This window comes from Spiroplasma chrysopicola DF-1, assembly GCF_000400935.1.
GTDB lineage: Bacteria > Bacillota_I > Bacilli_A > Mycoplasmatales > Mycoplasmataceae > Spiroplasma > Spiroplasma chrysopicola.
On the sequence record NC_021280.1, the window covers coordinates 1009281 to 1024646 of the forward strand.

At 24.2% G+C, this 15366-nt stretch carries 17 protein-coding genes; 2 read left to right on the plus strand and 15 right to left on the minus strand.

Going from position 1 to position 15366, the window contains the following annotated elements:
- Window positions 1-38: 38 nt before the first annotated feature.
- The 10 genes from SCHRY_RS04735 to topA form a co-directional block, all read right to left on the minus strand.
- Window positions 39-2312 (minus strand): type IV secretory system conjugative DNA transfer family protein, encoded by a 2274-nt coding sequence (locus tag SCHRY_RS04735; RefSeq protein WP_016339321.1) that lies wholly within the window; start codon window positions 2310-2312, stop codon window positions 39-41.
- Entirely contained in the window at window positions 2305-2598 is a 294-nt protein-coding gene (locus tag SCHRY_RS04740) for a hypothetical protein (RefSeq protein ID WP_016339322.1), read from the minus strand. Before SCHRY_RS04740 ends, SCHRY_RS04735 begins: the two co-directional genes overlap by 8 nt.
- Window positions 2599-2709: 111 nt before the next feature.
- On the minus strand, window positions 2710-4077 hold the full coding sequence (locus SCHRY_RS04745) for a P-loop NTPase fold protein (RefSeq protein ID WP_016339323.1): 1368 nt from the start codon (window positions 4075-4077) through the stop codon (window positions 2710-2712).
- Between the two features lie 201 nt (window positions 4078-4278).
- Window positions 4279-4536 carry a hypothetical protein gene (locus SCHRY_RS04750; RefSeq protein ID WP_016339324.1) on the minus strand — a complete coding sequence of 86 codons (258 nt, stop codon included), beginning with the start codon at window positions 4534-4536 and terminating at the stop codon, window positions 4279-4281.
- A 3-nt stretch (window positions 4537-4539) separates the two neighbouring features.
- A complete protein-coding gene (locus tag SCHRY_RS04755; protein ID WP_016339325.1) occupies window positions 4540-4833 on the minus strand; it encodes a nucleoside triphosphate pyrophosphohydrolase family protein in 294 nt (97 codons plus the stop codon).
- 229 nt (window positions 4834-5062) lie between these two features.
- The gene (locus tag SCHRY_RS04760) at window positions 5063-5257 is read right to left on the minus strand and encodes a hypothetical protein (protein ID WP_016339326.1); all 195 of its coding nucleotides are present in this window, start codon (window positions 5255-5257) and stop codon (window positions 5063-5065) included.
- A 126-nt stretch (window positions 5258-5383) separates the two neighbouring features.
- On the minus strand, window positions 5384-7003 hold the full coding sequence (gene dcm / locus SCHRY_RS04765; protein WP_016339328.1) for a DNA cytosine methyltransferase: 1620 nt from the start codon (window positions 7001-7003) through the stop codon (window positions 5384-5386).
- A 4-nt stretch (window positions 7004-7007) separates the two neighbouring features.
- Window positions 7008-7553, minus strand: a complete 546-nt coding sequence (locus tag SCHRY_RS05300) for a hypothetical protein (RefSeq protein WP_016339329.1) — start codon at window positions 7551-7553, stop codon at window positions 7008-7010.
- 24 nt (window positions 7554-7577) lie between these two features.
- The gene (locus SCHRY_RS04775; RefSeq protein WP_016339330.1) at window positions 7578-8366 is read right to left on the minus strand and encodes a DNA adenine methylase; all 789 of its coding nucleotides are present in this window, start codon (window positions 8364-8366) and stop codon (window positions 7578-7580) included.
- A 256-nt stretch (window positions 8367-8622) separates the two neighbouring features.
- Window positions 8623-10413: a type I DNA topoisomerase gene (gene topA / locus SCHRY_RS04780; RefSeq protein WP_016339331.1), complete on the minus strand. Its 1791-nt coding sequence runs from the start codon at window positions 10411-10413 to the stop codon at window positions 8623-8625.
- 58 nt (window positions 10414-10471) lie between these two features.
- Here topA and SCHRY_RS04785 point away from each other — a divergent pair, with 58 nt between their 5' ends.
- Window positions 10472-10912 carry a hypothetical protein gene (locus SCHRY_RS04785; protein WP_016339332.1) on the plus strand — a complete coding sequence of 147 codons (441 nt, stop codon included), beginning with the start codon at window positions 10472-10474 and terminating at the stop codon, window positions 10910-10912.
- A gap of 249 nt (window positions 10913-11161) precedes the next feature.
- Window positions 11162-11908, plus strand: coding sequence for a hypothetical protein (locus tag SCHRY_RS04790; RefSeq protein ID WP_016338979.1), 747 nt, complete (start codon window positions 11162-11164; stop codon window positions 11906-11908).
- On the opposite strand, the gene SCHRY_RS04795 is transcribed toward SCHRY_RS04790, so the two are convergent.
- From SCHRY_RS04795 to SCHRY_RS04820, 5 genes are all read right to left on the minus strand, one after another.
- On the minus strand, window positions 11886-12524 hold the full coding sequence (locus SCHRY_RS04795) for a hypothetical protein (protein WP_016339333.1): 639 nt from the start codon (window positions 12522-12524) through the stop codon (window positions 11886-11888). The genes SCHRY_RS04790 and SCHRY_RS04795 overlap by 23 nt on opposite strands.
- Window positions 12525-13027: 503 nt before the next feature.
- A complete protein-coding gene (locus tag SCHRY_RS04805; RefSeq protein WP_016338982.1) occupies window positions 13028-13459 on the minus strand; it encodes a hypothetical protein in 432 nt (143 codons plus the stop codon).
- Window positions 13460-13461: 2 nt separating this feature from the next.
- On the minus strand, window positions 13462-13905 hold the full coding sequence (locus SCHRY_RS04810) for a hypothetical protein (RefSeq protein WP_016339334.1): 444 nt from the start codon (window positions 13903-13905) through the stop codon (window positions 13462-13464).
- Window positions 13906-13921: 16 nt separating this feature from the next.
- Complete coding sequence (locus tag SCHRY_RS04815; protein ID WP_016339335.1) at window positions 13922-14326, minus strand: hypothetical protein; 405 nt, start codon at window positions 14324-14326, stop codon at window positions 13922-13924.
- A gap of 385 nt (window positions 14327-14711) precedes the next feature.
- Entirely contained in the window at window positions 14712-14903 is a 192-nt protein-coding gene (locus SCHRY_RS04820; protein ID WP_016339336.1) for a hypothetical protein, read from the minus strand.
- Window positions 14904-15366: the final 463 nt, after the last annotated feature.

The window sequence follows — 15366 nt, forward strand, 5'->3', positions numbered from 1 at the left end:
CCTCACTTCTAACTTTATTTTACACATAAAAACAAGATTTATTTCAAATCTTGTTTACTTTTATTTATTAAATTTTTGTTTTCTTCCTTATTTATTTTGGTTTGAATATTACGATATTTTTCAACAATTTCACGTTCTTCCGGAGTTCTTTCACTTGGTGCTTTAGCTAGTAAACTTGTAATATTTGGTAATTCAATCTTTTCTTTGCTTTGTGAAATTTCTCTTTCGGTTTCATGTTTGACCAAAATATCAACATCAATATTATTTTTACCGGGAACATATGAAAATAAATTAAAGAAATAATCATTCAAGAAATCAACAGTATTGATTTCTTTTTCTTTTCGCTCTTTCCCTAGATTAAATTCCTTCGCAAATTTTCAAGCTGATTCCATGTAAACTAATCCTGGATTTTCTTTCGAACTAAAAATAATTCCATAAGGATTTCTTAGTTTCATTAAATCCCCGGGTTTAATCAATGGCATTCCCTCTAATCTAGTTTGTGGTGGATTTTTAATAATTTTCTTTGTTTTTGGATCGCGACTAGTTGTGTAGCTGACAACTTCTACTGTTTGATCACCTAGCATTTTTGAATACATCTCGGCAGTTTGTGTATCGTTTGTTTGAATATAAATGTTTAAGTTACAGTTGGAGCGAATAATTCCCCCGTTTTCTTTGCCATATTTTTGATCTAATTGTAAAAAATCTTGTAGAATAAGTAAGAAAAACATCCCTCGACTTCGAGCAACCGTTACGAATCCTTGGAAGTTTGGAATCATCGGCATATTCCCAAATTCATCTAAATAAAATTGAATATCTCTTGGCAAACGTTTATTAGATTGTGAATTTGCAACTAAAACATTTGCTTTGTACAACTGCGAAACAAATAAACTGGCCAGAATATGGCGGTTAGTTTTTTCATCAGGTACTATTAAAAATAACGCTTTTGGTTTATCAGTAAATGTAAATAAATTAATATCATTTTTACAGACAATAGTCTGAATTCCGATATCTTGATAAATTTGTAAGCCCCGATCTAAAGTTGAAAGAATAGAACCCAGTTCTTTATCTCCTGTTTTCAAAGCATTTGACCCTACTATTCGGGCCATTGATTTTAAAGATAAGGAATTATGTCATTGTTTCATTTTTTGGCGGTCAGCAACTAAAATTCCAATAGTTGGTAAATTAAACATTTCTAGTGTCAATTCGTTAGGGTCTTTATCCAATATTTCTAGCATTCCTAGCATCAAGCATTTAGCAATGCTTCCGGCCATTGTAGAAAAGTGGTCGTTATCGCTCCCTTTTAATGGCCAAATTGTTAAAACTAGATCATTAATTTCTTCAATAGCAAAAGACTTTAATTCTCGTTTCATTGTTTCGCAAAGCAACTCAGCTTTACTTACTTTTCTAAATCACATCTTTTCAAAAATAGCGACTTGTCCTTTTTCTTCTAGTGAATTTAAACAATCATAACAAAAACTTTCTTCATGATCATAACACTTAATGCCTTTCAATTTTTCTTTTAACTCTTCTAAATTATTAAAATTAACTCTTTTAATTTGTTCATGCAATGTAACTGAATCATAATAATATTTGAATGCAATAGCTAGTGGATTTCAAGATGATGATAATTTAGCATCACGTAAATTTAAGGTCAAAACTTCATATCCCTTTTCTTGCAATGGTTTAGAAAGATTTTGATATAATTCCCCTTTTGGATCTGTAAAAACCATACATGGTTGTTTTTCAGAGGTTAAATTTGCATTATAAATTGCTGAGGGCATTACTATTTTTTGAGACTTTCCGGAATTTGTCGCCCCTAAACAAACAGCATGAGTATTATCTCGAATGTTGAAAACTAGCTCATTTTTGTTTTTAATAAATCTTGTTGCTCAACCAGGCTGCTCAGAATTTATAAGACTATGACTAGGATATAGTTCATTAAAATTATCTATTTTACCTTTGTTTTTTAATTCGTTAACAATTCATTTTGCTGCTCCATATTCAGTTGAATCTACTTCTTTGATATAAACTTTTTCCAATTCTTTTTTAATTAAAATAACCGTAAAAGCTATAGTTCAAAAAATGGTAGTTAGAATTACACATAGCAAAATTATAAAAACCGGATTTGTTTTAATAAACAATCATAAAAAATCAAAATATTTAAATAATTTAAACCCTTCCATTTTTCATACTTTCAAAAACGGAATTATTACAATCCCAACTCCTAAAACAAAAGGAAATATAATAATAGAGTTAATTAAAGATTCTTTTCTAGGTTTATTTCAAAATTTCTTTTTTTCTTGATTATCCATTAAAACTTAACACTCCAAAAACTATAATTCCAATTATTGCAATTGCTAATACTGTTAAATTAAAAATTAATCTAATTTTTATTTCTCTTTTAGCTTTGCAAATTTGCTCCTCATCTAACTTTTTAATTTCTTGTTTTAATTCAGGTTTGCTATTAACTCATTTTTGAAAATATTTTGATCATATTTTTTGACAGTACTTATTTCACTTAACAAAAATAATAATTTCATAAATTACTAAAACAATTGATAAAAACATCAACGCCGACATTGTTGTTTGATAAGTCATATTTATATCCTTTCATTCTAATTTGTTCTTTACCAAATAAAAAAACACATACATACGATAAAAATCGTAGCATGTGTCATTTGGTCATCTACACAAATATTATAAACTAAATTAATCAATAACTGTTTTTTTAATTATTAAATGATAATCATTTGGATAATTACCATTATCAAATAAAAATATATCATGTTTTAAATTAAAAGAAATAAGAATATTTAAATATTCTAAAAACTCTTCCATTATAAAAGGTTTAATACTATCATAAGAAATATTTGCAGTTATTGTTCTACTATCTCTTTCTAATTCACTTATACTATTTTTTAAATCTAATTTTTCAAGTTCTTTAACAAACGGTAATAAATAAATAACATTTACATATTCAATAGAAAGATCTTTTAAATTAAAATAGACATATAAATTAAAATTAGCTGGTTTTTTAGTAAATATATTTTTTTCTTGTTCTAGATTAGATATACTTGATAAAATAGATTCTATAACTGCATTTTTTTCTTTTTTTGCATCAACTAAAGAATCAATAATTTTTTTAGGATTAATAGCAATTTTTTCTAAGTTATTTAATATATTTTTATAGTTACTATCAAAAAATTTAAAATAATATATAACAAATATAAAAGATTCTCATATTAATCTATCATTTTTATGCATAGATTCATAAAATAAAGTCAAATTTTTTTGGAAATACTTATTTGTTTTATTATATGCATACTCAATTGAACGAAAATCTTTTTTATCTAATATTCATTTATCAATAATAATGTTGTCAATAATATTGGGAATTAAACTTTTATCAAACATAGTAATATATTTTATATCCAATGTATTTGAAAAAATTTTATTTGTATAATTTTCAGCAGACGAGGAACTTAATACTTGATTTATATGATCAGAATCTGAACATATAATAAAAAACAAATTTTCAATATGAAATAAAACATTTTTAATGGTACTTAATATTTTTATCATTTGTTCTGATGTACATCTATCTAGTTCGTCAAAAATAATTATTATTTTTTTAACCTCACTTTGAGCCTTTGTTAAGCTATTAATTTGGTTTATCATTTCCTGTAAACTTTCATTAAAAAAATCTAAAGAATATAAATCATCTATTTCTTTTGCTTCATCAATTTCTTTTTTTATTCATTTTGTTCTAGTTAAACTTAAAACTACTCCTGTTAAAATTTTTTTAATATTAGGGTTAGCACTTGGTTCATATTTTAAAATTTTTAATATATCTGATAATATTGAAATAAATACATTATCTGATATTTCATACTTTCATAAATTAAGTACATTACAATTATAAGTGTCTTTATAATTTTCCTTAAATTTATTAATAAAAGTTGTTTTACCATATCCCCATTTGCCTTTTATATTAAGATTATTATCATTACTATTTGGATTATTAAAATAATTTAATACCGTATCATTAATTAACTCAAATACATCATTTTCATTCACAAATTTTCTTCTCCTAACTTTAGTTAATAATCTAAACTGAATTATTTTTCAAAAAAATAGAAAAACTATTTTTTATAATGTAATTATATAATTCATTTTTTAAAAGTGAATAACATTTTGATGTTTAAATTTATAATTTTTAAAATATTTTAGAATATTAATTAAAAACACATGTTTAACATGTGTCCCTAATATCTTAATTTAATTATTAATTAAACTTAATAAAATTTCATATTCATAATATTTAAACAAAGTACTTCTAATTCATCAATAGTGTTTTCGGTCTAGTTCAGTATCATTTGCTCAGGGCATAATTTCTTGGCCCTTTTTTGCTTTTTCAACTGCAATATTTATTTTATTAAAAGCATCTAAAATTTGTTCTTTAGTATAGAGGCGAAATAAAGTATTTTTTATCCATCAATAATGTCTGTGATCAAGTTTATTATTTAAATTTTCCATATTTTAATTACTCTCCTTTTTAATTCGCGCTTGAATTTCTTGATCAACTTGTCTAATAGTTCGATGTAATTTTTTAAGCATGATATTTTTAATATCTTCTGAATCAAAACTAAATAATAATTTTAACTGTTCTAACATTACATAACAGTCTGCCATTTCTTCTTTAATTTGTTCTTTATTATTTGCTCCTTTAATATTTTTACAAAGTTCTTTAATCAGCTCAGATAGTTCTTCAATTGTCTGGGTAATTTGCTTATCCCCATAATGCATTACAATTGGTTCTAATAATTTATCCATTTATTTTTTTCCTTTCTTTTTCAAATATTCACTATGAGTTCAATAATGGCCTAAATATCATCCACAAGGTTTTAAACAATCACATATCGGGAAATTTTTTATTTTATACATTTGAATCCAAGGTCTTTGTTCTGTATAACCCAACCAATCTCCTTCACCAAAATATGTTTCAACCCCATCAAAATCTTTCTGAAATAATTGATTTTGTTTTAGTTTTTCGTTTTCATTTTTAAAATGATAATTCTATTTCTTCATTATTTTTAATTTTTTCTTTTAATTGTTCAATTTCTTTCTTTTTTTCATCAATTATATTTTCAACACTTTGAAATATTAATGTTAATAATTCTGGTTTTAAACTTGGTTTATATTCAATTAATGTTTCCATAAATAATGAAAAAGTTGATTTTTGTTTAACTGTTGCCATTTTGCACCTCTTTCCTATTTACAAATAAGACATTTTTTATCATTAATTATTCCTTTTTGTAAATGTATAATATGTCATTTTAATAAAAATAAAGCTCTAATATCTTCAATCATTTTTATTGTTGATTTAGCCATATTTTAAAACCTCTTTTCTACTTTGATATTTATCTTTTAATAGTTCTTTAAAAATTGCCTCTAAAACCTGTATCACAATAGCATTTCCTGCCAAAAAATACATTTTTGTTTTTGGTAAGTTTACTTTATTAATATCTTTATCTTCCCATCCCATTAGCCTTCAATATTCAATATGAGATAAATGCCGGATAGCATATAATTTATTATTAATATTAAAAATTGCAATATTGTTTTTTTGACAATATTCAATTGTTAATTCATTATCAAGTTCTTTTGCTATTTTTTGACTTCAACCATGATTTTCTGTCAATGTTGGAACGATTCCATTTTCATTAACTACTGTATCTACTTGGGAATAATTTTGATGAGGAATTTTAATTCTACCTTGATTAGTAAAACCTTTTAATGATATTGGAAATGCGATTTTAGAACTCTTTAAATTAGTTGTTAATGTATCAATAAAAGTTTTGTAGTTGGAACTATCATAAATTCTTGATTCTTGTTGATAATCATTTTCAACGTTAATTTCAGTTTTACCCCTATCATTAAATTTAGGATTATTAATTGGAATTAAAATCTTTCTAACATCACTTGAAGGCATAGCACAAAGATAATTGTCATCTTTCCAATAGCGGTTATATGCTCCATTAGCTTTATTAATAGCTTTGGCTTTACCATCACTTTCTCGTGGTAATTGTCAATAATTCGAATATTCCTCATATTCTAACGGAACTAAAATTTGAACTGGTGACTTATAATCCCTGGCACATAATGTTCTAGTTTGTGTTAATCCAATATCATTTGCACAATTAAAACTAGTTAATGGAATAAGAACTTTTGTTTGAGTATTATGAGCTTGCAATGGTGCTGTAATATTATTACCAACCTTATTGTCAGATTTACGGCTACTTAAAGGCAAATAGCAAAAGCCATTCTCATTAAAAACTCACTCAGTAGTTTTGTAATAGCCTTTATCAATTGCCTTTGATAATTTTTCTTTTGTGAATCATAATTTATGATCAACATCAGTAATTGGATGAAGAAACTGTTTTAAAGGTTTCATTTCTTGTTTGGTCAAATTATCTCAATTAAAAGTATTATCTTCACCATTCTTAATTGAAATGACAAATACACGTTCACGTGATTGAGGAATACCAAAATCTTTACTATTCAAAACTTTTCAAGTTGAACTATATCCTAACTCTTTTAATTTATTAATATAATAGTCAAAATATTTCTTGAATTTCTTGGAAACTAAATTTTTAACATTTTCTCAAATTATATATTTTGGTCTTAATTTAAAAGGTAAATCTTCTATTAATCTTAGAACTTCCATATATAAAATGGAACGTCCTTTAGTAATGTCTTGCTTTCCGGCATTTGAAAAATCGGTACATGGTGATCCATGTGCAAAAATATCAACAATTCAATCATATTCTTTGATATCCTTTGTAACTTGATTATTATTATGTAATGCATTATATGCATCAACAGCATATTTTCATCATTCAATATAATCACGAGTTTCAACTTTAAAACCAATATTTTCTAATGCCTTTCGAAATGTTCCAATTCCACCAAATGCTTCAATTAACTTAATAGTTTTATTCATTACCTTAATTTTCCCCTGTTCCTTGATATTCTGACATTGTTATTTGTTTAGGCAAAACATTCCCATAACAAATAAATACTGTATCGTAAGGACTACCTTGAACTTTTCCATCTTGATTAAAAAAAATTTGTCTTTTTTTAAAAAATAATATGCTTAAGTCTTCTATTCTATCCCGTACACATTTTTTAGTAATAGTTACTAATGGAACTAACATTGCAAACGGAATATTTAGTTCATATAATTTCATAAATACTTCATTTCTTGTACTAAACGGAGGATTATCAATTATAAAATCAATATTTTTTAAATCATTTTTTGTATAAGAATAAAAGTTTTTCAAAATAGTTCCTTTTGATAAATGAGAATAAACAACATTATGATATTTACTTAATACTTTTACAAAGTTACTTTCCTTCCAACTAAAAGGGCAAAGAATATTACTATTTTGTGGTAAATAAATATTTAAGGCTTCAATTGTTTTGGGGAAAGTATATCACTCATCAGTAGTTTTGACATCATAAAGTTCCTCAAACAATCTAAGTTGTTTCATTTTATTTAAAATTCCTTTCAATAATTATTTTCTGAAATTTGTAATTATTAGTTCTTTGCCTAATTTAGGTTTACGATTATGACAATTAGTTGATGAATAAAATCATTCAAATTCGTAAATATTAAATTCCTTAAATAATTCTTTAATAAAATCGGAGTTATCTATACTCATTATTCATTTACCTTTGATTTTCATAATCCATGTTTTTAATTCTTCAAAATTAATTTTTGAATGTTTATATGGTTTCCCTTTGTTGTAATAATATGGGGGATCTAAATATCAAATAATATTTTCATTATTTCCATATCTATTAATCATCACTTTGTAATCAAAATTAAAAAATTTAATATCATAATTAGGATGTACCAATAGTTTTCTAACATTTTGGACTCTTATCAATTTGTTAGTATTAAAGTTTTGCTGTAATCTCTTATCTGTTCATGTTCCCCATTCTTTACCGTTAAAAGTTAAAGCATTTTTAAGTAAAAATTTTTCTCCTTGGTTTAAGCAATAATTATTAGCTAGTTTTAATTTCATTTCACTAATGGTCTTTGAATTAGGATATGCAAGTGTCTTTAAATAATTTAACTCTATTAAATGGATTCCTTCTTGTCAAAAAGAAATTAATTCAGTATGTAAGTCATTTAAAATTACTTGATTACATAAATTTTGGTCTAAAACATTTAAACCAACTGAGGCACCCCCACAAAATAGATCAATGAACATATCAAAATTACCCGGTAAAAATGATTTTATTTTATCAAAATGTTTAGCTTTTCCACCCGGCCAAGTTAATGGACTAATAAATTTCACTATTTATTTTCCTTATTAACATATTTCACTCTATTATTCCGAATAACTTTCTTACGATGTAACTGTTTGCTTGATAACTTACTTCACTTCTTTTTCATTATTGTTTTCTCCTTTACATTGCTTACATTTATAAAACTTGTTCATTGTTAATCACTCTGAATTTGTTATCTTAAATTCTCTATCACTCCTAATGCAATCAATAACAACTATTCCATTAGCATACGATTTAGGTTTTGAATAATCTTTTAATGCCATATTAACTTACGATATTTTTGCAAGCCGGAAAGTTATTACATGTTTTGAAATAATTACCTTTGTAATTTTTGCGCTGAATAATATAACCAACATCGCATTTAGTACATTTAACTGAATCTTTAAATATCATGTTAGTTGCATTATTAAAATCTAAAATAAAGTTATTATAAAATAATTTTAGAAATTCAATATGATTAATTTCTCCATCTGCAATTCTGTCCAAAACTTTTTCCATATCAGCCGTATACTTTTCATTAATAATATTTGAAAAATATTTTTGCAATAAATTATGAGCTTTAATACCATCATCAGTAGGATAAATACTTTTCTTATCAAATTTAATATATTCACGATTAATTAAGGTTTTCATAATTGTGGCATATGTTGAAGGTCTTCCGACACCTTTAATTTCAAGTTTTTTAATTAAAGAATGTTCTGTATATCTTGAACTAGGTTTTGTAAAATTTTGTTCAGCTAATCATTTTGATTCTAAAGTTATCATTTCTCCAACTTTAAAATGATAATTAAAATTATCTAAAACAATTTCTTGTAAATCATAATAACTAGTAAAGTGATATTTTTTAAAATTTAATTTAAAAGTATATCCGTTATTAGAAAATAATACTTTATATTTAACACCAGTTTCATTTGCCATTAAAGCATATAAGGTATTATTATAAATTAATTCATATAATTTAAACTCATCATGATTACTAATTTCTTTTTTAGCTTTATCTAGTGTTAAATTAATATTTGTTGGCCGAATTGCTTCATGAGCATCTTGCACATTATCTTTATTCTTACCGAGTTTATATTGACCAACATATTCTTGGCCATAATTTGTCGCAATAAATTTATGTACTGCTACTACAAAATCATCATTAAGTCTTGTAGAGTCTGTTCGTGGATAGGTAATATATCCATTTTCGAATAAATGTTGCAATAGATTTGTTGTTTTTTCACTAGAATAATTTAGATCTATATTTGCATCTTGTAAAATACCTGATGTTGTATATGCGTTATAAATATTTTTGTTGAATTCGGTTTCAATGATTTCCTTTACAACTAGATTATTAGTAATTTTAGATAAAACTTGTTCTGCTTTTTCTTGTGAATTAAGAACTTTATCTTTCACAATTTCTTTACCATCTTGATCTAAATATAATTCAATTTCGTTTTTATCTTTATATTCTTGTTTAATAGTTCAGTACTCTAACTTATTGTGTTCTTTTCTTTCTAACTCAGTATCTACAATTAACTTTAAAGCTACTGATTGAACTCTCCCAGCAGATTTTAAATTTTCTGCTTTTTGTAATAAATTAGATAATTTAAACCCCATAATACGGTCAATCATTTGTCGTGATTGTTGAGCATTAACTAATTGATAATCTAATTGCCCTGGATTACTAAAAGCATTTTCAATTGCTTTTTCTGTAATTTCATTAAAAGTTAATCTAATTGTTTTATTTTGACATTTTAATTGCTCTTGTAAATGCCATGCTATAGCTTCTCCTTCTCGATCGGGGTCAGTTGCTAAAATAACTTTATCAACTTCATTGGCGAAACTAATTAATTGTTTTATAGTATCTTTTTTGTTTTCCACAACATTAAATATTGGAGTCATAGTATCTAATTCTATTCCCAATGGATACTTTTCATTTTTTATCACTAATTCTGTAATATGACCCATTGAGGCCTTTACAAGAAAACTATGCTGAGGAAATACTTTTTCTAGATAAGATTTTACTTTGGATATTTTGTTAGGTGATTCTAACACTACTAAATATTTCAATTTAGCACCTACTTTCTATTTGATTTATTGATATAATTTTGTTAAAAGAGGAACAAATATGGATATATATGAAATAGCTAATAAATCAGTTAATACTAATATATGAATTTGCTTAGGCATGTTATTTTTAATGTACACAGGTTTTTTCTTTATAGATTTTTACCTAATTTATATTAATAAAAAACTTAAAACTGGAGTTAAAGTTGATAAGTATCTATGGAAATTACAATTATGAAAAGAAAGGAAAGAAATTTACATAAGAAAAATAGTCATAAATACAGCATTTTATGTTTCATTCAGTTTTATAATAATTGTTTTTGAAAAAGTTCTAATAATTAATAAATCAATTTTAATTTCTTACTTATGATTTAGAATATTTTTTATTGAAGCTTTAATTCCTAGTTTTAGTTCCATTTATGTAGTAACTTTTTTAACTTATATTTCATTTAAAATTTTTAAGCATAAAGCAATTTCATCTAAAGAAAAATTAATCTGATAATTTTTTATATTTAACTATTTTGTTATTGAAATAAACGATTATACAAATAATTATTAACAAGATTATATTTAAAGATCCCAAAATAATTAATGTATAATAATTATTTTTAAAATCAAACGCAAATAAAAATATAATGGTTAATAAATTTATTATTTGAGGAATTAGAAAATAAATAATATTAATATATTTCAATTTAGCACCTACTTTCTATATAAAATATTGATATAATTTTTAAAAGGATGATAAATTATGTTTAAAAACAAGAATAATAGGATTTTATTTGAAAATAATATTTCTAAACAAGATTTTATAATTCGTTTAATTTATGCTGAGTTAAGATTTATTTCAATTCACGAAATTACTAAAATCATTATTGATGAGACACTTGAAGAAATTAGATTATCTGATGGATATGGAAATTCAAATAGTCCAAAAAGTTTTTTACTTGATTTACAAGCTGAATTTATTAATTTTTTTAGTTTATGAAAAAATGAATATAGTGAAAATGAAATAACAATAGATATCTATTCAAAAATTGGGGATTTAGTGCCTATTATCAAACCTTGAAGTAAATCTAAATACTTAGAAATTGCACCAGGAAAACCTACAAGAACAAATAGAATTAATACATTTTCAAATCCATTAGATAAAAACAATAACTTTGGAGGAACTCTATATTATCCATTTCCACTTTTAACAAGAACGGAGCATAATCACACAGCATTTATTTTATTTGAAGAATCAATTGTAGACAAAAAAATAAAAGATACAGTATATAAAACATATTCTCTTAAAAATGTTTCATATATTTTGGATAAAGTTTATTTCAATAAAAATCGATTAGTATTAAAAGATATAGAAATAAATAAAGATACAAATGAACAATTACATAGATTACAAGGAATAATTAAAACATGGCCTTGATTTGCTGTTATATTGTTTAATTGTATATTTAACAAAGATTGAAAAATAATTAATAGATTTCAAATAGATTAAATTCTACTAATGTTTTTATAAAAATATACATATTTAAAATTTCATCTTTATTATAGTCACTTGCTAAAATTCATTCTTCATTTCTTATAATTTTTTTATATGATTTTTCTAGTTCTTCCAGAAATATTTGATTATTTGATCAATATTTTTTATTTTCAGAAATTAATTTTAATATAAAAGGTTTATAGCCAGAATGAATAAGGATTGATTTTGAAATTACTGATTCCAAATTTTCAAAAAAACTAGAATTTTTAAATAAATTTAACTCTATAACATCTCTAATAAAAGAAAACATACTTAATATTTTTTGATTATTATAATTACTTATTAAGATAAGTTCTTTATTTTTTAAAATTTTTTGTTGTTGTATTTTTAATTTCTTTAAAAATATTTTTATATTTGACCAGTAGTCATAATTCTCAAAAATTAGTTTTAAAAGAAATATTTTATACTCTGAAGAGATAAATATTGAAACTGAAATTGTTGATCCCAAATTTCTAAAAAATTCTGAGTTCTTAATGTCTCTTGAATTATACTTTGCTATTTTTCTCATTTTATTTAATTTTAAAAAATTTCTTTTAGTCATATTTCTATTTTCTTTTTTTAAATTTGCCATTTAATATACATTCTTTCTATTTTAGTAATTAATATTTAAATATTTTTAAATTTTTAAAGTTCTGTTTTGCTAAGAAAAATGTTTTAACTATTTTTGCATTCAATGCAACATAAATAATTGTCCTTAATAAAAAAAATATTTATTATTTGTTTGTTGCATATTTCACATTGTCCAATAACATCTTCCATTGGACAATTTAATAAATCCAAATAACATTCAGAGCATAGAAACATATTTAACGCGTCAAATTTTCTAAAAGCTAAAGGTCTTATTTTTGCCCCAGCTTCAATGCATAACTCACAAAATTGTTGTTTTTTATTTTCTTTTTTTAAATTTTCCATTTAATGTACAGTCTTTCTATTAATTAGCAACTTAAAGATATCTTTCACTTTTGTATTTTTTTATAGCATAAATAATGCATTATCATATTAAATTTATTAACTGTATTACCATGTCTTATTTTTTTATTACAAAAATTACAAATTTCAGATTTCTTCATAACTTTATTCTCCTTCTGGTAATTGATCTATTTTTCCTAAACCATCTGACGTAACTATTCACTCATACATATGATTATGAATATCTTCCTCACCATCAAATTCGCTTGGGGATTTACAATTCTTACAAATATCCTTGTTTTCTATTTTTTCAGTATTAGTATAAGGACATGCTTTAAAAAAATCTTTTTGAGTTAATTTTACTTCTTCCTTATTTACTCCATATTTTTCAATAGACCATTCTTGTAGTTGATCTAATGTATTATGTAAAATATTTATTAAATTAATGAAATTTGTTCCTTCTGAATTTTGTCTGGTTTCTTTCCTAATTACTTCAGCATATCTAAGTCGTTCTAAAATTTCATTACGGTAACTGTCATTACTAATTATTTGTTTTAATTTTTTACCATCAATATTTTCTTTAAGTATTTTACTCATAATTAATTAAACCTTCCTATATTTAAATAAGTATCACTTTTGTTAGCTAATGCATTTTGTAATTGCATTGCTTGCTGTAAGTATTGTTTTGAATTATTTCTTTTCATTTCTTCAAATGCTTCAAAAAGTTTTTTACCATTTATCGAAATAATTTCTTCAACTCCTTTTTCTCCATATACTATTTGTTCATAATCTCTGTTAAAAACGCAGGCTGTCGCAAAATACCCTGTCGGACAATAAATATGCCCTGGATTATTTTCACCAACTCCTAAACATGTATTTTCACTTCCACATGGCCATTTTTTGCTGATTTGAAATCATTCTCTTGATCACCAAATAACAGCTTTAGGATTAACTGGCGATTGAACTGCAAAAGCTGTTTTCTTTTCAGTTCATTTAACTAAATAACGTTTATTTAAAAAAACTTGTTTTTTAATTTGTTCCAAATTAGAATGTTCCTTTCTATAAATTTTCTAAATCTTTTAATAATTGTTCCATATCTATTTTTGTATTATTTAATGAATTATTCGTTTTTTTATACATTTGATTAAACTCATCAATTCTATTTTGTTTTTTACTATTTGAATTAATGAAATTTTTAATAATCTCACTACCTGGTTTGTAATCGTTCAAATTCTGTAAATCTGTTTTTAAAAATATTGGATACAGATCTGTATTACTAATACCAACCGTTAAACAGTTAGCAAATCCTTCATCATTAAAAACTCAATTAGCTTTTACATAAAATACTTCCAAATTAACACATGGATTATTTATGAAATAACCTATTAATTTACCCTGCTTATTTTCTAAACGATGATAAATTTCAGAATTTAGTATGTATAGATTGTAAATATTCTTTGCCATGTTAAAACTCCTAACTAAGCCCCAATCAATGTTGTTGTCACTGATTGGAATCATTGATTTTTTCAGCAACACCCACTCACTGTTTTTTAATCAATTTAAAAATCTTTGTTTTAATCATTGATGTGTCGCCAGGGAAAAAAATCAAAATTTACGCAATAAAAAACACTTTTCATAATTAGACACTCCTTTCGTCCTAATTTTTAAAGCTTGATATGTTTAATTTTGAAATTGCGCGCATAAAATAATTTTGTAATATAATTTTTAAAATAAGTAACATTTAAAATGGTAATTAAAGAAATCAAAATTAGTCACTACGAGTTGAATGATCATTGTAATAGTAAATTATATAAATTAGATGAAGCTGCAAATAATAATTAATTAAGTATTATTTTTTAATTAGTTCTAAAACTATTTGCATAATTGAACCAATCATTTTTGTCCCTCAATTATTTCCGGTCTTACTATTTAAATTTTCAATATATTTGTGTGTTTCTTCTCATGTATTTAATTTTATATTTTCTTCGTTTATTTTTTTTACAATTTCAGTAGATATTTTAATAAATATTTCTCTTGCCATTTTTTCTCCTTATTAATTAATATAGTTTGTATTTGACTTTTTGACACATATTTATAGTTGTATTTAATTTTATTTATAGTTAAAAAGTAATGTTCCTGTTGCACTTCCCTTCAACGTATATACACTAAATTCTTGAGACTAACCATATTATTATTAGCAAGATTCTAAATGGACTCAATCAGATAGACTAGAAAGGAGATTATCAATAGGAACATATCGATAATTAAGTGCTTTAGCTAATCCCAAGAATTTAGTGTATATACAATTTAAGCAGTAAAAAAGACTGAATGATTTCAGTCTTCTAGAATGCTTATAAAATATGGGTTTTACAACAACCACTTTTTTTATTCGGTCTTTTAAAACAAAAAAATTTTACTATTGCATAACCTTCTAATAGCTAATATTAAAGTTATATTCTACAATAAAATGACAGCCGACTAAAACGTTCTGCGCGTTACCAAAA